The 21,853-nt window shown below is 64.8% G+C and carries 17 protein-coding genes; 10 read left to right on the top strand and 7 right to left on the bottom strand.

The window, feature by feature from the left end; all coding sequences use genetic code 11:
* Window positions 1–10 precede the first annotated feature (10 nt).
* Window positions 11–2,251, bottom strand: a complete 2,241-nt coding sequence (locus AB3X86_RS25790) for an NADP-dependent isocitrate dehydrogenase (protein ID WP_368598208.1) — start codon at window positions 2,249–2,251, stop codon at window positions 11–13.
* 361 nt (window positions 2,252–2,612) lie between these two features.
* On the opposite strand from AB3X86_RS25790, the gene AB3X86_RS25785 reads away from it, so the two are divergent.
* The 4 genes from AB3X86_RS25785 to AB3X86_RS25770 all read left to right on the top strand — a co-directional run bounded on the left by AB3X86_RS25785 (window position 2,613) and on the right by AB3X86_RS25770 (window position 5,839).
* Window positions 2,613–3,440 carry an AraC family transcriptional regulator gene (locus AB3X86_RS25785; protein ID WP_368598207.1) on the top strand — a complete coding sequence of 276 codons (828 nt, stop codon included), beginning with the start codon at window positions 2,613–2,615 and terminating at the stop codon, window positions 3,438–3,440.
* Window positions 3,441–3,521: 81 nt separating this feature from the next.
* Window positions 3,522–3,923 carry a cupin domain-containing protein gene (locus AB3X86_RS25780; protein WP_018431592.1) on the top strand — a complete coding sequence of 134 codons (402 nt, stop codon included), beginning with the start codon at window positions 3,522–3,524 and terminating at the stop codon, window positions 3,921–3,923.
* Window positions 3,924–3,931: 8 nt separating this feature from the next.
* Entirely contained in the window at window positions 3,932–4,408 is a 477-nt protein-coding gene (locus AB3X86_RS25775) for a GNAT family N-acetyltransferase (RefSeq protein WP_368598292.1), read from the top strand.
* Between the two features lie 315 nt (window positions 4,409–4,723).
* Window positions 4,724–5,839 carry a succinylglutamate desuccinylase/aspartoacylase family protein gene (locus tag AB3X86_RS25770; RefSeq protein ID WP_368598206.1) on the top strand — a complete coding sequence of 372 codons (1,116 nt, stop codon included), beginning with the start codon at window positions 4,724–4,726 and terminating at the stop codon, window positions 5,837–5,839.
* Between the two features lie 21 nt (window positions 5,840–5,860).
* Here the strand turns inward: AB3X86_RS25770 and AB3X86_RS25765 are convergent, their stop codons facing one another.
* The 4 genes from AB3X86_RS25765 to AB3X86_RS25750 form a co-directional block, all read right to left on the bottom strand.
* Window positions 5,861–6,337, bottom strand: a complete 477-nt coding sequence (locus AB3X86_RS25765) for a DNA-deoxyinosine glycosylase (protein ID WP_176121234.1) — start codon at window positions 6,335–6,337, stop codon at window positions 5,861–5,863.
* The gene (locus tag AB3X86_RS25760; protein ID WP_368598205.1) at window positions 6,337–7,053 is read right to left on the bottom strand and encodes a chorismate lyase; all 717 of its coding nucleotides are present in this window, start codon (window positions 7,051–7,053) and stop codon (window positions 6,337–6,339) included. The genes AB3X86_RS25765 and AB3X86_RS25760 overlap by 1 nt, the downstream gene beginning before the upstream one ends.
* Before the next feature lie 201 nt (window positions 7,054–7,254).
* The gene (gene htpG, locus AB3X86_RS25755; protein WP_368598204.1) at window positions 7,255–9,153 is read right to left on the bottom strand and encodes a molecular chaperone HtpG; all 1,899 of its coding nucleotides are present in this window, start codon (window positions 9,151–9,153) and stop codon (window positions 7,255–7,257) included.
* A 121-nt stretch (window positions 9,154–9,274) separates the two neighbouring features.
* A complete protein-coding gene (locus AB3X86_RS25750; protein ID WP_368598203.1) occupies window positions 9,275–10,732 on the bottom strand; it encodes a PLP-dependent aminotransferase family protein in 1,458 nt (485 codons plus the stop codon).
* 232 nt (window positions 10,733–10,964) lie between these two features.
* Between AB3X86_RS25750 and AB3X86_RS25745 the strand changes: the two genes are divergently transcribed.
* From AB3X86_RS25745 to AB3X86_RS25720, 6 genes are all read left to right on the top strand, one after another.
* The gene (locus tag AB3X86_RS25745; protein ID WP_368598291.1) at window positions 10,965–11,660 is read left to right on the top strand and encodes a VOC family protein; all 696 of its coding nucleotides are present in this window, start codon (window positions 10,965–10,967) and stop codon (window positions 11,658–11,660) included.
* 138 nt (window positions 11,661–11,798) lie between these two features.
* Window positions 11,799–12,995 (top strand): PLP-dependent aminotransferase family protein, encoded by a 1,197-nt coding sequence (locus tag AB3X86_RS25740; protein ID WP_368598202.1) that lies wholly within the window; start codon window positions 11,799–11,801, stop codon window positions 12,993–12,995.
* 104 nt (window positions 12,996–13,099) lie between these two features.
* Window positions 13,100–13,564: a RidA family protein gene (locus AB3X86_RS25735; protein WP_368598201.1), complete on the top strand. Its 465-nt coding sequence runs from the start codon at window positions 13,100–13,102 to the stop codon at window positions 13,562–13,564.
* A gap of 196 nt (window positions 13,565–13,760) precedes the next feature.
* On the top strand, window positions 13,761–14,660 hold the full coding sequence (locus AB3X86_RS25730) for a PhzF family phenazine biosynthesis protein (protein ID WP_368598200.1): 900 nt from the start codon (window positions 13,761–13,763) through the stop codon (window positions 14,658–14,660).
* Between the two features lie 418 nt (window positions 14,661–15,078).
* Entirely contained in the window at window positions 15,079–17,442 is a 2,364-nt protein-coding gene (locus tag AB3X86_RS25725; RefSeq protein ID WP_368598199.1) for an EAL domain-containing protein, read from the top strand.
* A 37-nt stretch (window positions 17,443–17,479) separates the two neighbouring features.
* Window positions 17,480–18,688 (top strand): chromate transporter, encoded by a 1,209-nt coding sequence (locus tag AB3X86_RS25720; protein ID WP_368598198.1) that lies wholly within the window; start codon window positions 17,480–17,482, stop codon window positions 18,686–18,688.
* Window positions 18,689–18,736: 48 nt separating this feature from the next.
* On the opposite strand, the gene AB3X86_RS25715 is transcribed toward AB3X86_RS25720, so the two are convergent.
* Window positions 18,737–19,195 (bottom strand): CopD family protein, encoded by a 459-nt coding sequence (locus AB3X86_RS25715; protein ID WP_013088820.1) that lies wholly within the window; start codon window positions 19,193–19,195, stop codon window positions 18,737–18,739.
* A 286-nt stretch (window positions 19,196–19,481) separates the two neighbouring features.
* Window positions 19,482–21,803 carry a DNA topoisomerase IV subunit A gene (gene parC / locus AB3X86_RS25710; RefSeq protein WP_368598197.1) on the bottom strand — a complete coding sequence of 774 codons (2,322 nt, stop codon included), beginning with the start codon at window positions 21,801–21,803 and terminating at the stop codon, window positions 19,482–19,484.
* Between the last annotated feature and the right edge of the window lie 50 nt (window positions 21,804–21,853).

Genomic DNA, 21,853 nt, shown 5'->3' with positions numbered 1-21,853 from the left:
TGCCGTTACCTCACTCGACGCGCACCGCCTTGAGCGCCTCGTTGAATGTGCGGCTGGGCCGCATCACCTCTTCGAGCTTGTTGAAGTCCGGCTTGTAATAGCCGCCGATGTCCGCCGGTGCGCCCTGCACCGACGCGAGCTCCGCCACGATCACCTGCTCGTTGGCGGTCAGTTGCGTCGCGAGCGGCGCGAACTGCGCGGCGAGCGCGGCATCGTCCGTTTGCGCGGCCAGCTCCTGCGCCCAGTACATCGCCAGATAGAACTGGCTGCCGCGATTGTCGAGCTCGCCCGTCTTCGGGCTCGGGCTGCGGTTGTTGTCGAGCAGCTTGCCGGTTGCGGTGTCGAGCGTCTTCGCGAGGATCTTCGCCCGGTTGTTGCCGGTCTTGATGCCCAGCTCTTCGAGCGACACCGCGAGCGCGAGGAATTCGCCGAGCGAGTCCCAGCGCAGATGGTTCTCTTCGACGAGCTGCTTCACGTGCTTCGGCGCCGAACCGCCCGCGCCGGTCTCGTACATGCCGCCGCCCGCCATCAACGGCACGATCGACAGCATCTTCGCGCTCGTGCCCAGCTCCATGATCGGGAACAGGTCGGTCAGATAATCGCGCAGGATGTTGCCGGTGACCGAGATCGTATCGAGCCCGCGCACGACGCGCTCGAGCGTGTAACGCATCGCGCGCACCTGCGACATGATCTGGATGTCGAGGCCGGTGGTGTCGTAATCCTTCAGGTAGGCCTCGACCTTCTTGATCAGTTCCGCCTCGTGCGGGCGATACGGGTCGAGCCAGAACACCGCGGGCGTGCGCGAATTGCGCACGCGCGTGACCGCGAGCTTGACCCAGTCGCGGATCGCCGCATCTTTCACCTCGCACATGCGCCAGATGTCGCCCTGCTCGACGTTCTGCGTGAGCAGCACCTCGCCGCTCGCGAGATCGACGATGCGCGCCTCGCCGTCTTCCGGCACTTCGAAGGTCTTGTCGTGCGAGCCGTATTCTTCCGCCTTCTGCGCCATCAGGCCGACGTTCGGCACGGTGCCCATCGTCACCGGATCGAACGCGCCGTTGGTCTTGCAGAAGTTGATGATCTCCTGATAGATGCGCGCGAACGTGCTCTCCGGGATCACCGCCTTGGTGTCTTTCGGACGACCGTCGGCGCCCCACATCTTGCCGCCGGCGCGAATCATCGCCGGCATCGACGCATCGACGATCACGTCGTTCGGCGCGTGCAGGTTCGAGATGCCCTTCGCCGAATCGACCATCGCCAGTTCCGGACGATGCTCGTGGCACGCGTGCAGGTCGCGGATCACTTCCTCGCGCTGCGATTCCGGCAACGCCTCGATCTTCTCGTACAGATTGACGAGGCCGTTGTTGACGTTCACGCCGAGTTCGTCGAACAGCTTGCCGTGCTTCGCGAACGCGTCCTTGTAGAACACCTTCACCGCGTGGCCGAAGACGATCGGATGCGAGATCTTCATCATCGTCGCCTTCACGTGCAGCGACAGCATCATGCCGGTCTTGCGCGCGTCTTCCATCTGGTCTTCATAGAACGCGAGCAGCGCCTTTTTGCTCATGAACATACTGTCGATGATCTCGCCGTCCTCTAGCGCGACCTTCGGTTTCAGCACGATCGTCTTGCCGTTTTTCGTGACGAGTTCCATCTTCACGTCGCGCGCGCGATCGAGCGTCATCGATTTTTCGCCGTGATAGAAGTCGCCGTGCCGCATGGTGGCGACGTGCGTGCGCGACGCCATGCTCCATTCGGTCATGCTGTGCGGATGCTTGCGCGCGTAGTTCTTCACCGCGGCCGGCGCGCGACGGTCCGAGTTGCCCTCGCGCAGCACCGGGTTGACCGCGCTGCCGAGACACTTCGAGTAGCGCTGACGGATCGCCTTCTCCGCGTCGGTCTTCGGATCTTCCGGATAGTCGGGCACCTTGTAGCCCTTCGCCTGCAGCTCCTTGATGGCGCTCGTCAGTTGTGGCACCGATGCGCTGATGTTGGGCAGCTTGATGATGTTGGTGTCGGGCAACGAGGTCAGGCGACCGAGTTCAGCGAGGTTGTCGGGCACCCGCTGCGCTTCGGTCAGAAATTCGGGGAACTCACCGAGGATGCGGCCCGCGACCGAGATGTCGCTGGTCTCGACCTCGATGCCGGCCGGCCTCGTGAAGGTCCGGATGATCGGCAGGAACGCCGCGGTCGCGAGCAGCGGGGCCTCGTCGGTGAGGGTGTAGATGATGGTCGGTTGCTGGGTCGTCATTGCTAGGCTCTGGGCGGGCGGTTGAGAGGCATCTCGCGCGGGAAACCGGCAGGATGCGCAAACGTCGATCAGGAAAACGACAACACGAGGACACAAACGCTGTGCGCGGCCGATGGCGACGCGGGGCCCTGGAACGCCAAAGCGGAACGATTAAGCGAACACGGCGGACTGCGTCGCGCAGCGGGTCGCACGTGTGGATTCTGCCTCATTTTTGGGCTGACGCAAGAGCGGCCGAACCGGCGCGCAGGAACGTGCGACTTGCCTACCAGGCTGGCATCCCGTGCGTCGCACGGCCACATCGATACAATGAGCCGATGTACGGGGATTCCCGCAGATCTGCCAATCGAAGCCGGAGAGCGTCATGGACGGCGATACCAGCAAAGCCCAATCCGACTGGATTTCCCGTTCGGAATCCAGCGGCGGAGTCGAACGCATCGAAGCCTTTTTCCACGGCAATGCGTACTCCCTGCATCGGCACGACACCTACGCGATCGGCCTGACGCTCGCCGGCGTTCAGTGCTTTCACTACCGGCGCGGCTTGCGCACCAGCCTGCCCGGACAGACGATGGTGCTGCATCCCGACGAAGCGCACGACGGTCAGGCCGGCACGCAGGAGGGATTCCGTTATCAGATGATTTACGTGCACCCGGCCGCCATCCAGGAGGTCCTCGGAGGCCGGCCGCTGCCGTTCGTCGAAGGCGGGGTCACGACCGATCCACGGCTATTCGAAGCGACGAAGACAGCGTTGCGCCAACTGCGCGGCAACGCGGAGCCGCTCGAGCGCGACGACGCGCTCGCCGGCCTCGCGCTCGCGCTGGACAGCGTATCGGGTGCCCGGTCTGCGCGCAGGTGCGCGGATTTCGCGGCAGCGCAGCGGACAAGGGAATATCTGCACGCATCGAGCAGCCGCGTCGTCACGCTGGATGAACTTGCCGCCGTCAGCGGACAGGATCGCTGGAGCCTGTCGCGCGATTTCCGAACCTTTTACGGCACCAGCCCGTATCACTACCTGGTCATGCGCCGGCTCGAAGCGGCGCGCGCGATGATGCTGCGCGGCGTTTCCCTCGTGGACACGGCGGCAGCGGCCGGCTTCGCCGACCAGAGCCACATGACCCGGCATTTTCGCCACGCATACGGGATCCCGCCCGCGCGTTGGCTCGCGATGACGAGCGATCGGCGCGCCGGCTAGCGCAAGCTTGCACGATCGTTCAAGACAGCCGCCGGCGGCCGGCCTAAGCTCTGTTCCAGGTATCACCCGAATGGAGCCACCATGCACAGCGATTCCCAGCCGACCCCCGAGCAACGCGGCCAATACAAGACGATCAATCTGCTCGACAAGATCCGTCAGATCGACGATCACTGGCAGCCGCGCGTGGTTGCCGAAATGAACGACTATCAGTTCAAGGTCGTAAAGATAGAGGGCGATTTCGTCTGGCACCGGCATGCCGACACCGACGAGACTTTCATCGTTCTCGAAGGGCGCTTGCGCATCGACTTCCGCGATCGCTCGATCGAACTGCTCGCCGGAGAAATGGCGGTGGTTCCAAAGGGAGTCGAGCACAAGCCGTATGCCGGCTCCGAAGTGAAGCTGCTGCTGATCGAACCGCGCGGCGTCGTCAACACCGGCGATACGACCAACGAAAGAACGGCCGAAAACGACGTATGGATCTGAGAACCGCCATGCAAACGCCGCTGCCGATCGTTCGCGAAGCCATTTTCCCCGCCGATACGCCCAAGCTCGTCGCGGTGATCCGAGAGTATGTCCAGTGGCTGGATCTGGATCTGTCGTACCGTGGATTCGATGCCGAAATGGACGCGTTCGAAGCGGTTTACACGTTGCCATCCGGCATGTTCTTCGTCGCCGATGCCGGCGGCGAACTCGCCGGTTGCGCGGGGCTGCTGCGCCATAGTGCGGGGACCGCCGAAATCAAGCGCCTGTTCGTTCGCGACGCATTCAGAGGGATGCGTCTCGGCGAAACGCTGGTGACGTCGGTGATCGGGAAAGCAAAATCGTTGGGCTTCTCGAAGCTGGTCCTCGACTCGGTGCCGAAAACCGCTTTCGCGCAGCGCATCTACGAGCGATTAGGGTTCGTGGAAATCGCGCCTTACTACGCAAATCCGGTCGAGGGCACCAGGTTTCTTGCACTCGAGCTTTGACGGCGCGGCGCGGCGTCGCTCGTCTTCGAACCTTCTCCATAGCGCGCAAGTTGCATATACATCTATTGCTACAGTGCACGCCTCGATTCCTCCTTCGAATTTTCGTTTCACGCGAAGATCCCGCTATGTCAAGGCGCCCACCCGTCGTCAGCGAAAACCCTAGTTCCGCCATCATCTTCAATTCTCTATCTTGTCTATACAACTGAGCTGAAGCTCGAAGCCAGGCACTTCAACTTCGACGACGTATACGTCAGCTGACAGGCAATGGCGCGGGAATCCCGCGCTCGTACGGCGACCGGCAACATTCACACCATCATGCAAACACAAACCCATCCGTTGATTTCCCCGTCGCTCGGCACCGAGCGGTACCTGACGAGCTTCCACTACGGCCCGACGGGCGGACCGAAGATCTACATCCAGTCGTCGCTGCATGCCGACGAGCTGCCGGGGATGCTGGTCGCATGGGAACTTCGCCAACGCGTCGCCGCCCTCGAGACGGCGGGCAGACTGCGCGGCGAAATCGTCATCGTGCCGGTACCCAATCCGATCGGCCTCAACCAGCGGGTGCTCGGGCACATGGTTGGCCGCTTCGAAAGCGGGACCGCGGCGAACTTCAATCGCAACTTCCATAATCTGGCCGAGCTCGTGATGCCGCGCATCGAGCCTCACCTGAGCGGCGACGCGCAACACAACCTGCGCGCCGTGCGCGCCGCAATGCGCGAGGCGCTCGCCGAGCAAACGCCGACCACCGAGCTCGAATCGCAGCGCCTCGCGCTGCAGCGCCTGTCATACGATGCGGACGTCGTGCTCGACCTGCACTGCGACTTCGAAGCGGCGATGCATCTATTCACGAACCCCGACACGTGGCCCGACGTCGAGCCACTCGCGCGCTATCTCGACGCGAAGACTTCGCTGCTCGCGCTCAATTCGATCGGCAATCCGTTCGACGAGATTCACAGCTTCAGCTGGTCCGAGCTGCGTGCCCGCTACGGCGAGCGCTATCCGATTCCGAATGGCTCGATCTCGGTAACGATCGAGCTGCGCGGCCAGGCGGACGTGAGCTACGCGTTCGCCGAGCGCGACGCGAACGCGATCGTCGAATACCTGACGCTGCGCGGCGTCATCGACGGCACACCCGCGCCGTTGCCGGAGCTCGCGTTCCAGGCCACGCCTTTCTCCGGCAGCGAGCCGCTCGTCGCACCGATCTCCGGCGTGCTCGTGTTCCGCGCGCCGCTCGGTGTCTGGGTCGATCCCGGCGAGGCGATCGCCGACATCGTCGATCCGCTGACCGGCCGCGTCGTCACGATCACGAACTCCGTCGCCGGCGTGCTATATGCGCGGCAACGCGCGCGCTTCGCCACCGCGGGGCTGGAGCTCGCGTGTGTCGCTGGAGCCGAGCCTATTCGTAGCGGCTCGCTGCTGCCGAACTAAGTACCCTTCCTCCGAATTTCGTCAGGAAAGAATCTGCCGCCAACACGACAGCTTCTGTTCGAACGACAGCGTCGCATTCGCCGGGCTCGACGACGGCAACACCAGCGTTCGATAGCCTGCCGCACCGATGACCGGCGCGAACCGCCCCGCGGTCTTCCCGTTGAAGCAAACCTTGTTAAGCAACGGCGCATGCTCGCGCAACGACTCGAAGTCGTTCGGCTGCGCATGGCGGATCGCCGAGTCGAGACTGCCTTGACGATGGCATGCATCGAGCACATCCCAGATGCCGATCCGATGCGCGAGCACGCGTGCGAGGCGCTCTTCATACGGCAACCCGTGCAGCGCGGGTTCGCCGAGCACCGTGCCGAGCAGGCGCCAGAACTGGTTGCGCGGATGTGCGTAATACTGCGCCGCGGCCAGCGAGGCTTCGCCGGGAAAACTGCCGAGTATCAGCGTGTGCGTATCGGCCGCGACGACCGGCGGAAAGCCGCGCAACATCAGCGGCTCCGGTCGTCCGACGTGCGCGGCGCGGCATGCGCGCGCGACGCGGTGTGATCGAGCGGACGGCCGTGGTCGCGTATCCGCTCGTGCGCGGCATGCGCGCCTAAAACGCGCTCGGTCGCGGCGCCCGGGCGCCCCGCCTGCTCCAACCAGGCCAAATGCTCCCACAATGCCGGCAGCATGCATTCGGACACCATCAACGGCGCGCCGTGGCGCTCGAACACCGAGCGCCGTGCGACCAGCGCATGCGGCTCATCCACGAGGCCACCGCCGATCTCACGCGCGGCCAGCCGATACAACGGATGCCGCTTCCCCACCCTGCGGCTCACCAGCGACGAACGCGCGACGCCGCTATCGCTGTACAGCAACTCGGCGAGCGGCCGCGTGCGCAGCCGCCGCGTCGCCTGCCAGATGCCGACGCTCGCGGCGCGTGGCGTCACGCTATGCGCGGCGACGAACGGCACGCCATCGACAGACAGCACCACTTCGCGCACCCACACGGGCGCGCGCGGCGTGAGTCCGAGCGCGGCGGCTTCGTCCGGCCACGGCAGCGCGACCGCTTCGCGCGTCACCCGCACCGCGACCGCGCCGAGCGCGCGCAGATGCGCAGTCAGCGAACCGCCGCGGGTCAGCCAGTCTTTTTGGGCAGCGCTGAAAGTGGGCAAAGGCGCGACGCGCCAGTGGGTCTCGGCGGGATCGAAACGGATAGGCATGGTGTCGGATTATAGCGGCGCGCTCCGACGGCATTTTTTCGCAGCGACGCTTGCGCTGATCGCGCGCGCCGCTCCAGGCACGAAGCCGGCGCAAACCGACGGGCAAAAAAATGCGCTGCCGAAGCAGCGCATTTCGAACCACCTCAGAGCGTCAATCCAATAACAACGTGATCGACGCTCCCGGTTCGCCTTCACTGAAACTCAACCCGCGCGCGACAGCAGCAACGCATTGGTCCGCTTCACGAAGCTCGCCGGATCTTCCAGCGCGCCGCCTTCGGCGAGCAGTGCCTGATCGAACAGCAGATGGCACCAGTCGTCGAAATTCGCGCTATCGGCATGCAGACCCTTGACGAGCGCGTGCTCCGGATTCACTTCGAGAATCGGATGGAACTCCGGCGCCTTCTGGCCCGCGGCCTTCAGCATACGCTGCAGGTAGCCGCTCATTTCGCCGTCGTCGGCGACGAGGCACGACGGCGAGTCGGTCAGGCGGAACGTCAGACGCACGTCCTTCGCCTTGTCCTTCAGCGCTTCCTTCATCTTCTCGACGAGCGGCTTGAACTCTTCGCCGATTTTCTCCTGCGCCTGCTTTTCCTCGTCGTTCAGTGCGCCGAGATCGAGATCGCCGCGCGCGACGCTTTGCAGCGGCTTGCCGTCGAATTCGTTGAGGAACGACAGCATCCATTCATCGACGCGATCGGTCAGCAGCAGCACTTCGACGCCCTTCTTGCGGAACACTTCGAGATGCGGGCTGTTCGACGCGGCTTGCCAGGTGTCGGCGGTCACGTAGTAGATCTTGGTCTGCTCGGGCTTCATGCGAGCGACGTAGTCGGCCAGCGACACGGTCTGCTCGGCCGTGCCCGTATGCGTCGTCGCAAAGCGCAGGAGCTTGGCGATGCGCTCGCGATTGGCGAAGTCCTCGCCGATGCCTTCCTTCAGCACCTGGCCGAATTCCTTCCAGAAGCTCGCGTACTTTTCCTTGTCGGCGGTTTCATCCGAATTCGCCAGTTCTTCGAGCATCGACAGCGCGCGCTTCGTCACGCCTTCGCGGATCGCCTTCACGTCGCGGCTTTCCTGCAAGATTTCGCGCGACACGTTGAGCGGCAGATCGGCCGAATCGACCACACCCTTCACGAAACGCAGGTAGGTGGGCAGCAGTTGCTCGGCGTCGTCCATGATGAACACGCGCTTCACGTACAGCTTCAGTCCGCCGCGCTGCTCGCGGTTCCACAGATCGAACGGCGCGCGCGACGGCACGTACAGCAGTTGCGTGTATTCGCTGCGGCCTTCGACGCGGTTATGCGTCCACGTCAGCGGGTCCTGATGGTCGTGCGAGATGTGCTGGTAGAACTGCTTGTATTGATCGTCGGTGATGTCGTTCTTCGAACGGGTCCACAGCGCGCTCGCCTGGTTGACGGTCTCGTCCTCGTCCTTCGTGACCATCTCGCTCTTTTCCGCGTCCCACTCTTCCTTCCGCATCAGGATCGGCAGCGCGACGTGGTCCGAGTACTTCTGAATGATCGACTTCAGCCGATACGACGACAGCAACTCGTCCTCATCAGCACGCAGATGCAGCGTGATGGTCGTGCCGCGCGCGGCGCGCTCGATCGTCTCGACCGCGAAATCGCCTTCGCCCGCACTGACCCAGCGCACGCCTTCCGAAGCGGGCAAGCCGGCGCGGCGCGTCTCGACGGTGATCTTGTCGGCGACGATGAAGCCCGAGTAGAAGCCCACGCCGAACTGGCCGATCAGCGCCGCGTCCTTCTGCTGGTCGCCCGACAGCTTGCCGAAGAATTCCTTGGTGCCCGAACGCGCGATCGTGCCGAGGTGGGCAATCGTTTCGTCGCGGCTCATGCCGATGCCGTTGTCGTCGACCGTGACGGTGCGCGCGGCCTTGTCGTACGACACGCGAATCCGCAGGTTCGGATCGTTTTCGTACAGCGCGCTGTTTTCGATCGCCTCGAAGCGCAGCTTGTCGGCCGCGTCGGACGCGTTCGAGATCAGCTCGCGCAGAAAGATTTCCTTGTTGCTGTACAGCGAATGGATCATCAGTTGCAGAAGTTGTTTCACTTCTGCCTGAAAGCTCATGGTTTCTTGTGCCATGGTCGGACTTCCTCTCTGTTGCGAATGGGGGATGGGCGGCGGCGAAATCTGTCAGGGCCCGCCGGGCCGGATCGCCGGACCGCCGGATCGTCCGCGCAATTGGGGACGATCCGGCGCGGTTTCAAGAGGTGCGGCGCGCGACGCCGTCGAGATAACGGCTCAGAAACGCCGGCAGTTCGGGATCGCCGCAATTGGCGATATTGAAGCGCATCCACGTGCTCGGCGACTGCAGCGGCGAAAACAGGCCGCCCGGCGTGAGCAGGAAGCCAGCTTCGTGCCCGGCCGCGGCGAGTGCGCCCGCGTCGACGCCGGTGTCGGCCCACAGGAACATGCCCGCCGTCGGCGTCAGGAACAGCTTCATGCCGGCCTTCTCGATCATCCGCACGGCCTTCTCGCGCACGCCGTCGAGCCGCGCGCGGATGCGCTCGACGTGCCGCCGGTAGTGGCCCTCGGTCAGGATCTTGTAGATCACGCGCTCGTTGAGTTCGGGGCTCGTCATGCCGACCAGCATCTTCTGATTGCTGACCACCATTGCGACTTCCGGCGCGCACGCGATGAACCCCACGCGCAGATTCGGCGCGAGCGTCTTCGAAAAGCTGCCGAGGTAAATCACGCGCTTCAACTGATCGAGGCTCGCCAGGCGCGTGCCCGGGTAGCCGGGCGGGCACAGGTCGCCGTAGATATCGTCTTCGACGACGATGAAGTCGTACGCCTCGGCAAGCCGCAGGATGCGGAACGCCTGCGCGGCGGTCAGCGAGGTGCCGGTCGGGTTTTGCAGCACCGAGTTGATCACCAGCATTTTAGGGCGCCATTCCTGAACCAGCGCTTCGAGCGCGTCGAGATCGGGACCGTCCGGGGTGTACGGCATGCCGACCAATCGGGCGCCCTGCGACGCGAAGCAGCCGAACATCTGAAACCACGCCGGATCGCCGACGATCACCGCGTCGCCCGGTTTCACGTAGATGCGCGAAATCAGGTCGATCGCCTGCGTGATGCCGGACACCATCACGATCTGCTCGGGCGACGCGCCGATCTCCAGCTCCTCGAGCCGCGTCTGCAACTGCTGGCGCAGCGGCAGGAAACCTTGCGCGGTGCCGATGCCGAGCATCTGCATGCCGCTTTGCCGGCCGAGCGTGCGCAGCGCGTTGGTGATCAGGTCGCCGTCGAGCCAGCGGGCCGGCAGATAGCCGAGCCCCGGACTGCGCTCGGGCCGAGCGCCCGTATGCAGCATGTTGCGCAGCAGCCAGACGACGTCGATGTTGGCCGGCGCGGGCAGCGTCTCGGCGCGCGGGTGCAGTTCGGTGACACTCGCCGCGCCGCTCTGGCGCTCGCGCACATAAAAGCCGGAGCCGCGCCGCGACTCCAGGAAACCCTGCGCGACGAGCCGCTCGTACGCTTCGACCACCGTGAAGCGCGATACGCCCTTGTCGAGCGCGAGCTTGCGGATGGACGGCATGCGCATGCCGGGGCGGAACACGCGCTCCTCGATGCGGCGCCGCGCCCACTGGACGAGTTGTTCGACGAGAGTCAACGACGCGGTATCGTGCGGGGCGGGAATCTGGGCAAGCGGGACGGACATGACGGGCTCCAACTGTACCGAACAGTATCGAGTCGATTGTACCGTTACTGTGCAGGTCGCGGCCGTTACATTTGAATCCAGCGAATGGTGGTCACCGCATACGAAACCATCCGCATGGGCCGCCGATCCGGCAAACGGTTATGCTTACGGCCCCGGCAGCGCAGCCTACAAGCGTGGCGCGCAAATGGCCCTTGCGCAGAACAGCGTTTTCCGTCGATCCGCCATGACAGCCCTGACAGCCCAATCGCTCATCAGTCTCGATCACCTCGTCGTCTCCGCGCGCACGCTGGATGAAGGCGTCCAGTACGTCGCCGATACCCTCGGCGTCGCCCCGGCCGGCGGCGGCGCGCATCCGCTGATGCGGACCCACAATCGCCTGCTCGGCCTGTGGGGCGGCGTCTACCTGGAAGTGATCGCGATCGATCCGCGCGCCTCGGCCGACACACCCGGTGGCACCGCGCCGCGCCCGCGCCTGTTCGCGCTCGACGATCCGGCGATGCAGGCGCGACTCGAAAACGGGCCGTATCTGTCGCATTGGGTCGCGCGCGTCGAGCGGCCGAAGCGTCTCGCGACGTGGCAGGCGCAGTATCCGCAGCGCATCGCGCCGGTCGTGCCGATGACACGCGGCGATTTCACGTGGGGCCTGACGGTACCCGACGACGGCTCGTTCCCCGCCTGGCAAGGCGCCGGCGACGGCGTGCTGCCGTCGCTGATCCAGTGGGACTCGACGCGGCATCCGTCGCAGTCGCTGGCACCGACGAACCTCGCGCTGAAAGCGCTGAAAGCCGTGCATCCGCGGCCGGAGCTGATCGGCGAGCAACTGCGCTGGCTCGGCGCCGCGCACCTGCTCGACGTCCAGCCGACCGACGGCGCCGCGGCGCTCGTCGCCGAATTTGAAACACCCGAGGGTCCACGAACCCTCGGATAAGCAGCGCGCGATTAGGCAACCGCCGGGCAACCGCGGGGCAACCCCGGGCGCCCCCGGGGCGCCCCCGGCGGCAATGCTTGTCGAGTCGCGCGATAATCGAAGTTTTGACCGGTTCCAGAAATACCAGCAGAGGAGATCATGGACCAAAGCGACCTGAAAGCCCCGACGTGGCAATTGTCCGAACGCGCGCGCAAGCTCACCAGCTCCGCGATTCGCGAAATCCTGAAGGTCACGGAACGGCCCGAAGTCATCTCCTTCGCCGGCGGCCTGCCCTCGCCGGCCACCTTCCCGGCCGAGCGCATGCGCGAGGCATCCGACCGCATCCTGCGCGACTCGCCCGCCGCTGCGCTGCAGTACAGCGCGACCGAAGGCTATCTGCCGCTGCGCGAATGGGTCGCGCAACGCTACTCGATCAACGGCGCGCAGATCCGCCCGTCGCAGGTGCTGATCACGACCGGCTCGCAACAGGCACTCGACCTGCTCGGCAAGGTGCTGGTTTGCGTGGATAGCCCGGTGCTGGTCGAAACGCCGACCTACCTTGGCGCGCTGCAATCGTTCTCGATGTACGAGCCGCACTACGTGCAGGTTCCGACCGACGAACAGGGCCTGATCCCGGAAGGCCTGACGCCGGAACTGATCAAAGGCGCGCGTCTCTTGTACACACAGCCGAATTTCCAGAATCCGACCGGCCGTCGTCTGCCGGTCGAACGCCGCCGCGCGCTCGCCGACTTCGCGAAAAGCTCGCCGTTCCCGGTGATCGAGGACGACCCCTACGGCGCGCTCGACTACGCGGGCGAACCGCTGCCGACGATGCTGTCGATGGCGCCCGATCACATCGTCTATCTGGGCTCGTTCTCGAAGGTGCTCGCGCCGGGTCTGCGCGTCGGCTTCATCATCGCGCCCGAGGAACTGATCTTCAAACTCGTGCAGGCCAAGCAGGCCACCGACCTGCACACGCCGAGCTTCACGCAGCGCATCGTGCACGAAGTGGTCAAGGACGGCTTCCTCGACACGCACGTGCCGACGATCCGCGAGCTGTATCGCAACCAGTGCGACGCGATGCTCACCGCGCTGGAACGCTATATGCCCGAAGGTGTCAGCTGGAACCGTCCGGAAGGCGGCATGTTCATCTGGGTCAAGCTGCCGGCGGGCATCGACACGATGAAGCTGCTCGAAGAAGCGGTCGCGCAAAACGTCGCATTCGTGCCGGGCGCTCCGTTTTTCGCGAGCGAGGCGCAGCACAATACGCTGCGTCTATCGTTCGTCACCGTGCCGCCCGCTAAAATCGACGAAGGCGTGGTGCGTCTCGGCGCACTCGTGCGCGCGAAAATTTGAAACGGCGTTAGCCGCACTGCCACCGGGGCGAAGTTTGCACGCGCGTTGCGTGCGGACTTCGCCCCGCCTGCATTCATGCAATCTCACCGTAACGAGGACACGACATGACTCAATCGAATGTGTACGACAAGCTCAAGGAACTCGGCATCGAACTGCCGGCAGCGGGTGCGCCGGCAGCGGCCTATGTGATGAGCGCGCAAAGCGGCAACACGGTGTACCTGTCGGGTCACATCGCGAAGAAGGACGGCAAGGTCTGGGTCGGCAAGCTCGGCGCGACGCTCGGCACCGACGAAGGCAAGGCCGCCGCGCGCTCGATCGCAATCGATCTGCTCGCCACCTTGCATGCGCACGTCGGCGACCTGAACCGCGTCACGCGCATCGTCAAGCTGATGAGCCTCGTGAACTCGACGCTCGAGTTCACCGAGCAGCATGTGGTCACCAACGGCGCGTCCGAGCTGATCGCCGACGTGTTCGGCGAGCGCGGCAAGCACGCGCGCTCGGCATTCGGCGTCGCGCAGATTCCGCTCGGCGCGTGCGTCGAGATCGAACTGATCGCCGAGGTCGAATAAGCATCGAAGCGATATGACGATGCAGGCGATGCCGCGTGAGATTCGCAAATAATTCACGCGGCATCGCGATGCGACCGCGCTGTCTGGTGTCACGCACCGGCGGCGCGTTTTTGTTTTATGGCGACGGTGGATCGCCGCCGCGCAGCCGGATAGAATCCGCGAGATCCCTCAACGTCCATTGCGCCGGGGCCTGTCGATGTCCGCTCACATCGTTCGTTTCAAACAGGTCGACGTGTTTACGTCGACACCGTTCAAGGGCAATCCGCTTGCCGTCGTGTTCGATGCCGACGCGCTCGATACCGCGCAGATGCAGGCCATCGCCTGCTGGACCAATCTGTCCGAAACCACCTTTCTGCTGAAGCCGACCGATGCCGCCGCCGACTATCGCGTGCGCATCTTCACGCCGGGCGGCGAGTTGCCGTTCGCTGGTCATCCGACGCTTGGCACCGCGCATGCTTTGCGCGAAAGCGGCTACCAGCCGAAGCAGGCTCGCAAGCTGATCCAGCAATGCGGCGTGGGTCTCGTCGAACTCGAAGCGCTCGATGGCGCCGCCACGACGCACGGCGCATGGGCGTTCGCCGCGCCACCCGCGCGCGTGACGCCGCTCGCCGCGCATCGTTACGAGGCCCTGTCTACGGCTTTACGTAGTCATGCGATCGACTTTACCGCGCCGCCATGCGCGGTGGATAACGGCGCGCCGTGGCTCGTCGTGCGGGTCGATTCGGCGCGCGACTGCCTCGCGCTCGAACCCGATGCGGCGGCGCTAGCCGAGCTCGTGCATTCGGTCGACGCGCACGGCGTCGCCGTATACGGTCCGCACGACGCCGACGGCCCGGCAACGTTCGAAGTCCGTTGCCTGATGGCGGGCGGCGGCTTCGGCACCGGCGAAGACCCGGTGACGGGCAGCGCCAACGCCGCGCTCGCGGGTCTGCTGAGCCTGCAGCAACGTCGTCCCGGCACGCGCTACACGGCGCGCCAAGGCACCGTGCTCGGACGCGCGGGCGACGTGTCGGTCCACTATGACGATGCACGCGGCAAGATCTGGATCGGCGGGCCTGCGGTAACGATCATCGAAGGCAAGTGCCGGCTCGCGTAAGCGGACCGCGTCCTCGCGCGCGAGGCACCGCGACACGCCGCATGTCGCCGCTTCACACCACAAAAAGCCGCATCACTATGACGTCGCCATACCTGGTTGTCCGAATTCATCGCGACTGGATGGCAAAACCCTTGCCAGAAACCGGCCATGCAGGGCTCATGAGCGGCCGGACCGAGGTGCTCGCCGCGCCCGCGTATACCCCATGCGCGGACCCTTCCTTAATCGAGTCGCATTCAGTAATATCGAACGGTATATAGCGGTCGAATCCGATGACCTGTGGACGGTCAGGCGCGGCGCCACGCCCTCTCCTCCTGCGCAGCAGCTTTGGCACCTTGGTCACCATGCAGCCATCCATTTATTTCGCGCAGTCGATGCCCGTGCGTTTGCAAGCGACCCACCCCCAGCCAAGGGCCGCGCGATGACTCAGTCCCGCTTCTCCGACCCGCGCGAAGCCAGGCCGCGACGCGATCCGATGATCACGCGCCGGCGCGCGTTGCTCGTTATTCCAGCACTCGGCGTACTCGTATTGATCCTGCTGTGGACCGTGATCTTCGCGCGGCTATCGGTCGAGAAAGACGCGACGTACCGCGAAGCGATGGCGTCTTCCGCCATTCTTTCCTCGGCGCTCGAGCAGCACACTATCAAGGCGATTCACCAGGTCGATCAGATCACGCGCTTCGTCAAGTACGAGTTCGAAAAGACGCCGAATCATTTCGATCTCGCGAGCACGGTCGAAAAAGGTGTCGTGCAAAGCGAAACGCTCGTGCAGGTGTCGCTGATCGACGAGCACGGCAGACTGATCGCCAACACGGCCGAACTGAATCCCGCTCACATCGACCTGTCCGACCGCGAGCACTTCAAGGTCCACGAGCACGAGAACGACGACCAGCTATACATCAGCAAACCGGTGCTCGGCCGCATCTCGGGTCACTGGACGCTGCAGATGACGCGGCGCCTGAATCATCCTGACGGCTCGTTCGCGGGCGTCGTCGTGGTGTCCGAAGACCCGAGCTACTTCACGTCGGACTTCTACAACAACGCGGCGATCGGCCGCGAAGGCGTGATCGCGGTGATCTCCGACAACGGCACCGTGCTCGCGCGCCGCACCGGCAACGCCAACAAAGCCAGCAGCACGTTTACCGCGAGCGGCACGTATCCGACTTCGGAGCACGTGTCGGGCACCTACGTCGATTCGATCGACAACGTCACGCGTATCGTGTCGTACCGGCACATCGACGGCTATCCGCTCGGCGTGCTCGTCGGTCTTTCGCAGGGCGAAGAATTCGCCGACTACAACCACACGCGCAACGTCTATCTGTTGATGGCAGGCTTCATCTCGCTCGCGATGCTCAGCTTCTTCGGCGTCGCGACCGGCCTGATCGGCAAGCTGCTCGGCCGCGAGCGCGAGATGACGCATCTCGTCGAATACGACCTGTTGACGGGCCTGCGCAATCGCTACGCGACGCTGCAGGCGCTGCGCCACGACGTCGCGCAGCCGTTCAATCTCGGCCGCCTCGCGATTCTTTTCATCGACCTCGACAACTTCAAGACCGTCAATGACACGCTCGGTCACAACGCCGGCGACATCGTGCTGCAGATGACGGCCTCGCGCCTGGCGACCGCGGTCGGCGACGAAGGCACGCTCTCCCGCATCGGCGGCGACGAGTTCGTCGTCGTGATCAAGGGCGACGATGTCGAGAAGCGTGCGGTCGCGCTCGCCGAAGCCGCCGCGCAAGCGTTCTCGAAGCCGTTCGAGGTGCGCGGCAGTTCGTTCGTGCTGCATGCGAGCATCGGCATCGCGCTGTACTCGGTCGCCAACGAAAGCGAGATCGACCTGCTGAAGAAAGCCGACCTCGCGATGTACAGCGCGAAGGACGCCGGCAAGAACTGCTACCAGTTCTATTCGCCGCATCTGTCGCATCGCGCGGATCATTTGATGAAGTGGGAACAGCAGCTGCGCGTCGCGCTGGCCGAAGGGCAACTGTTCCTCGCCTATCAGCCGAAGATCGATCTGGCGCGTCGCTGCATCACCGGCTTCGAAGCGCTCGTGCGCTGGAACCACCCGCAGCACGGGCTGATCCCGGCCAACGAGTTCATTCCCGTGGCCGAGTCCACTGGGCTGATCGTGCCGATCGGCGACTTCGTGATCGAGACCGCATGCCGTCAGCTCGCGCAGTGGCAGCAGCAGGGCTACGACACGCTGTCGCTCGCTGTGAACATTTCGGCGGTGCAGTTCTGGCGCGGCGACCTGTTCGAAACGATTTCGCGCGCGATCGAGGAAACCGGCATCTCCGCGCGCCGCCTCGAACTCGAAATCACTGAAACGACGATGATGGAATTTCCGGAAGTCGTCTCCGAAAAAATCTTCGCGCTGAAGCGTCTCGGCGTACGCATCGCGCTCGACGATTTCGGCACCGGCTATTCATCGCTGTCCTATCTGAACCGCTTCGCCGTCGATACGCTGAAGGTGGACCGCTCGTTCGTCCAGGCGATTCCGGGCGACCGCAGCGTCTGTGTGATGGTCACCGCGATCGTCAACCTCGCGCGCTCGCTCGGGCTCACGGTGGTGGTCGAAGGCACGGAGACCGAAGAGCAGATTGCGTGGCTGGCCGCGCTCGGCCATATCGAGGCGCAGGGCTTCCTGTTCTCGCGTCCGGTGCCGGCAGAGGCGATTCCGGCGCTGCTCGAGCGCTTCGGGGTATGCGGCATGAACAACACCAGCGGCCGCCGTGTCGCGCACCTAGCCGACAGCGCAAGCAGCGTATCCAGCACCAGCAATTAAAGGACGGGCGCCCGCACGCCGGGCATCCGCAGCGCCGATGCCGACCATCACGAGTGAGGAGGCTGCCCGCCGCGGGCGACGGGAACCGCTATGGACGCTGTTCCGGGTCGTGTGCGGCTTGTCGGCGCTGTCGTGGGGCGGCCTCGCGTTGATGGCGCAGCTCGAGCATCACTACGTGGAACGCGAGGGGCGACTCTCGCGCGTGGCGTTCTCGGATCTGATCGCGCTCGCGTGGATGGTGCCGGGACCCGTCGGCTGCAACGTCGCCGTGCAGCTCGGGCACGCGCTGCGCGGACGCGCGGGCGCATGGGTCGCCGGTGTGGCGAGCGTGCTGCCCTTCTTCACACTGATGACGCTGTTCGCGATCTTCTATCGCACGCCCGTCGTGCATACGATCGCGTCGCAGACGCTGCTACATCACTTCAGCGTCGTGCTTGCGACACTGATCGCGCTCACCTGGTACAAGCAGACGCGCGCGCTGGTGCGCGGCAAGCTCGAATGGACGGCGGCGCTCTTCGGCAGCATCGCGCTGCTCTATGCGCATAGCGCCGCGGCGTATGTGGTGATACTGGGAGCAGCCTTCGGCATCGGCTGGTTCGCGAGCCCGGAGCGCGACTCGCGGCTGGCCGTGTCGCTTCGGCGCGGCGACTATCGGCTGCTGGCCGCGCTCGGCGTCCTGCTCGTGCTGTTTGCGCTGCCGCTGCCGCATCGCTATGACCTCGCGCTGCTGTGGCCGCGTCTCGCCGGCGCCGGCATGACGCTGTTCGGCGGCGGCTTCTCGGCGTTGCCGGTGCTGAAGACGCTGTTCGTCACGCCGGCGGTCGGCGTATCCGATAACGACTTCACGCTCGCGTTTACGCTGTCGCCGTTGTCTCCTGGACCCTTGCTGAACGTGGTGCCGTTCTTCGGCTATCTCGTCGATGGCTGGCTAGGCGCGCTGATCGCGACGCTCGCGCTATTCGTGCCGTCCGGCTGCCTCGTCGTGCTCGCGCAGCGGCATCTGCATCTGTTGAAGGTGAATCCGCGCTTCGAGCACGGCATGAGGATTCTGCGCGCGGTCACGACCGCGTTTCTCGCGGTCGCGGTACTGCGCATTGCCGCGCGTGTACCGCTGGAACCGATCTATCTGGTGACCGCGACGTTCTCCGCAATGTGCTTCGCGAAGCTGAAGGTGCCGGTGTACGCCGTGTACGGAACGGTGGCGGTGGTGTGTGGTTTGTGGCTCGCGTACGGCGTCACGACGTGACGCATCGCGGTCCGCACGAAGCCCGTCGCGCCGTTGGCGATCGGCGGATCAGAATCCGCGCGACAGCACCGCGACGCCGATCGTCACGACGCCCAGCACGAGATTGATCAGCACGAGACGGCGGACCGTACCGACCGCCCGCGCGCCATCGGGCCACTTCTGCGCCTGCACCGCACGGCGAATGCGCGGATACACGGCGAAGCGGATATGCCCGAAGATCAGCATCATCACGATGCCGAGGCCGGCCATCGCATGCAATGGCCAGGTGGCATGACCGCCACCGAACTGCATCAGCAGGAAGCCGCCGCTGATCAGGATCACGAGCACCGACACCCCGACCCAGTTGAAGAAACGGCCGAAGACCGACTCCCACAGCGGCAGGCGCAGTTGCGGCGACAGATCGCCGAGCGCCGGGCGCAGGCAGAAATGCGCGAACACCATACCGCCGACCCACACCGCCACCCCGAGCAGATGCAGAAAAAGCGCGACCTCGATAGCCTTGTTCATGTAGTTTTCCTCTCCCGACGACGCCACACCGTTTTGGACACTTAATCCCGCTCAGCGGCGACTGAGCGCGTTCGACCATACGTGATACAGGCAGTTCCGGGTATCGACGTCGATTGCATCGTATTTTGTCGTTGTAATTGCGGCACCTTCATCTGGCCGCGACGCCGCCACCCCGTTTGCTTCCACACCCTTTGCGCGACCGACTTGTTGTGACCGACCGCGAGCGCCCCGCATGCTAGCAGGCGCCCGTGGCTGTCCAGCGTCAAACCTGGCTAAATCGATTCTACTAAGCCGGCAGCACCGGACGCATGCCGTCGAGCTTCAGCTTGCTGTCAGGCGCGCGACCCTTGCGCGCGCGTTTGCCGACATGCGCCGCAAGCTCGGCGCCCGCCAGCTTCTCCTCGTCGACGCGGCCGCCGCGGCGTGTGCCGATCAGCATCACACCCGCCTTGTCGATTGCGAGCGCCTGCACGAGCGTCTCGTTGTCGTCGAGCGCCATCAGCGTGACGCCACGGCCGCCGCCCGACAGCGTCTTCATCTCGTCGAGGCCGAACACGAGCAGACGCCCGCCCGACGACAGGCACGCGACCTGCACCGCATCCGGCAGCATCGGCATCGGCGCGAGCGGCGCGGCACCGGCGTCGATCGTCATGAACGACTTGCCGGCCTTCACGCGGCTCACCATGTCGCCGACCTTCGCGATAAAGCCGAAGCCGTTGCTCGACGCGAGCAGCAGTGCCTGGTCCGCCGACGCCGCGTAGTAGTGCATCAGATGGCTGCCCGATTCGAGTTCGATCAGCGACGTGACCGGCACGCCGTCACCACGTCCGCCCGGCAGTTGCGCCACCGCGACCGAATAAACGCGCCCGTTGCTGCCCCACGCGATCAGCATGTCGGGCGTGCGGCACTGGAACGCCGCGTAGAGGCCGTCGCCAGCCTTGAAGCTGAAGCCCGCGACGTCGAGCCCGTGGCCCTTCAACGCGCGCACCCAGCCCTTCTGCGACACCACCACCGTGACCGGTTCGTCGACCACGCGCGCTTCGAACGTCGCGCGCTTTTCCTGCTGGATCAGCGTGCGGCGCTCGTCGCCGTACTGCTTCGCGTCGGCTTCGATTTCCTTGATCAGCTGGCGCTTCATCGCCGGTTCGCTGCCGAGCAGTTCCTCGAGCTTGGCCTTCTCGTCGCGCAGCTCGGCCAGCTCCTTCTCGATCTTGATCTTCTCGAGACGGGCCAACTGACGCAGCCGGATTTCGAGGATGTCTTCGGCCTGGCGGTCCGTGAGGCCGAACGCGGCCATCAGCGCGACCTTCGGCTCATCCGATTCGCGAATGATGCGGATCACTTCGTCGATATTCAGGAAGACGATCATCCGGCCTTCGAGAATATGGATGCGGTCGTCGACCTTCGACAGACGATGCCGCGTGCGGCGCGTGACCGTCGCGAAACGGAACGTGATCCACTCGTGCAGGATTTCGCTCAAGCCCTTCTGACGCGGCCGGCCGTCGCCACCCACCATCACCATGTTCAGCGGCGCGTTCGATTCGAGGCTCGTATGCGCGAGCAGCGTGTTGACGAACTCGGTCTGATCGATGCGGCTCGACTTCGGCTCGAACACGAGACGCACCGGCGCGTCCTTGCCCGATTCGTCGCGCACCGCGTCGACGAGCGCGAGCAGCGTCTGTTTGGTCTGCAACTGCTCGGGCGTCAGCGCCTTTTTGCCGAGCTTGATCTTCGGGTTGGTCTGTTCTTCGATTTCCTCGAGCACCTTCTGCGCGGCCGTGTTCGGCGGCAGTTCGGTGATCACGAGCTGCCACTGGCCGCGCGCGAGGTCTTCGATCTTCCAGCGCGCGCGCACCTTCAGGCTGCCGCGGCCGGTTTCGTACGCGGCGGCGATTTCCGCCTCGCTCGAGATGATCTGGCCGCCGCCGGGGAAGTCCGGACCCGGCACATGCTCCATCAGCTCCGCGTGCGAAAGCTTCGGATGGCGGATCAGCGCGACCGCGGCGCTTGCGACTTCGCGCAGGTTGTGCGACGGAATTTCCGTCGCGAGACCGACCGCGATGCCCGATGCGCCGTTGAGCAGCACGAACGGCAGACGCGCCGGCAGCACCTTCGGCTCGTCGAACGAGCCGTCGTAGTTCGGCATGAAGTCGACCGTGCCCTGGTCGATCTCACCGAGCAGCAGCTTCGCGATCGGCGTCAGACGCGCTTCCGTGTATCGCATCGCCGCCGCGCCGTCGCCATCGCGCGAGCCGAAGTTGCCCTGGCCGTCGATCAGCGGATAGCGCATCGAGAAGTCCTGCGCGAGACGCACGAGTGCGTCGTACGCGGACTGGTCGCCGTGCGGGTGATATTTACCGAGCACGTCGCCGACCACGCGCGCCGATTTGACCGGCTTCGCGTTGTCGCCGAGGCCCATCTCGTTCATCGCGAACAGGATGCGACGCTGCACCGGCTTCTGGCCGTCGCAAACGTCCGGCAGCGCGCGGCCCTTGACCACGCTGACCGCATACTCGAGATACGCGCGCTCCGCGTAGTTGCCGAGCGTCAGCACGTCGCCGTCCGACGGCGGCTCGTTGAAAAGGTCGAGAGTGTTATCGTCGTCCATCTAGATTCCGTGTCCGTGTTTGGCTTGAAGTGTCGTATGCCGCATCGAGG

Origin of the sequence: Paraburkholderia sp. BR14374, assembly GCF_040948685.1 — a bacterium.
Classification (GTDB): Bacteria; Pseudomonadota; Gammaproteobacteria; order Burkholderiales; family Burkholderiaceae; genus Paraburkholderia; species Paraburkholderia youngii.
The sequence above is the reverse complement of the archived record's forward strand: the minus strand, read 5'-3'. Positions and strand labels throughout refer to the sequence as shown.

Coding starts and splice junctions, on each gene's coding strand:
- AB3X86_RS25790 (WP_368598208.1), bottom strand. CDS start 2,251: ATGACGACCCAGCAACCGACCATCATCTACACCCTCACCGACGAGGCC.
- AB3X86_RS25785 (WP_368598207.1), top strand. CDS start 2,613: ATGGACGGCGATACCAGCAAAGCCCAATCCGACTGGATTTCCCGTTCG.
- AB3X86_RS25780 (WP_018431592.1), top strand. CDS start 3,522: ATGCACAGCGATTCCCAGCCGACCCCCGAGCAACGCGGCCAATACAAG.
- AB3X86_RS25775 (WP_368598292.1), top strand. CDS start 3,932: ATGCAAACGCCGCTGCCGATCGTTCGCGAAGCCATTTTCCCCGCCGAT.
- AB3X86_RS25770 (WP_368598206.1), top strand. CDS start 4,724: ATGCAAACACAAACCCATCCGTTGATTTCCCCGTCGCTCGGCACCGAG.
- AB3X86_RS25765 (WP_176121234.1), bottom strand. CDS start 6,337: ATGTTGCGCGGCTTTCCGCCGGTCGTCGCGGCCGATACGCACACGCTG.
- AB3X86_RS25760 (WP_368598205.1), bottom strand. CDS start 7,053: ATGCCTATCCGTTTCGATCCCGCCGAGACCCACTGGCGCGTCGCGCCT.
- htpG (WP_368598204.1), bottom strand. CDS start 9,153: ATGGCACAAGAAACCATGAGCTTTCAGGCAGAAGTGAAACAACTTCTG.
- AB3X86_RS25750 (WP_368598203.1), bottom strand. CDS start 10,732: ATGTCCGTCCCGCTTGCCCAGATTCCCGCCCCGCACGATACCGCGTCG.
- AB3X86_RS25740 (WP_368598202.1), top strand. CDS start 11,799: ATGGACCAAAGCGACCTGAAAGCCCCGACGTGGCAATTGTCCGAACGC.
- AB3X86_RS25735 (WP_368598201.1), top strand. CDS start 13,100: ATGACTCAATCGAATGTGTACGACAAGCTCAAGGAACTCGGCATCGAA.
- AB3X86_RS25730 (WP_368598200.1), top strand. CDS start 13,761: ATGTCCGCTCACATCGTTCGTTTCAAACAGGTCGACGTGTTTACGTCG.
- AB3X86_RS25725 (WP_368598199.1), top strand. CDS start 15,079: ATGACTCAGTCCCGCTTCTCCGACCCGCGCGAAGCCAGGCCGCGACGC.
- AB3X86_RS25720 (WP_368598198.1), top strand. CDS start 17,480: ATGCCGACCATCACGAGTGAGGAGGCTGCCCGCCGCGGGCGACGGGAA.
- AB3X86_RS25715 (WP_013088820.1), bottom strand. CDS start 19,195: ATGAACAAGGCTATCGAGGTCGCGCTTTTTCTGCATCTGCTCGGGGTG.
- parC (WP_368598197.1), bottom strand. CDS start 21,803: ATGGACGACGATAACACTCTCGACCTTTTCAACGAGCCGCCGTCGGAC.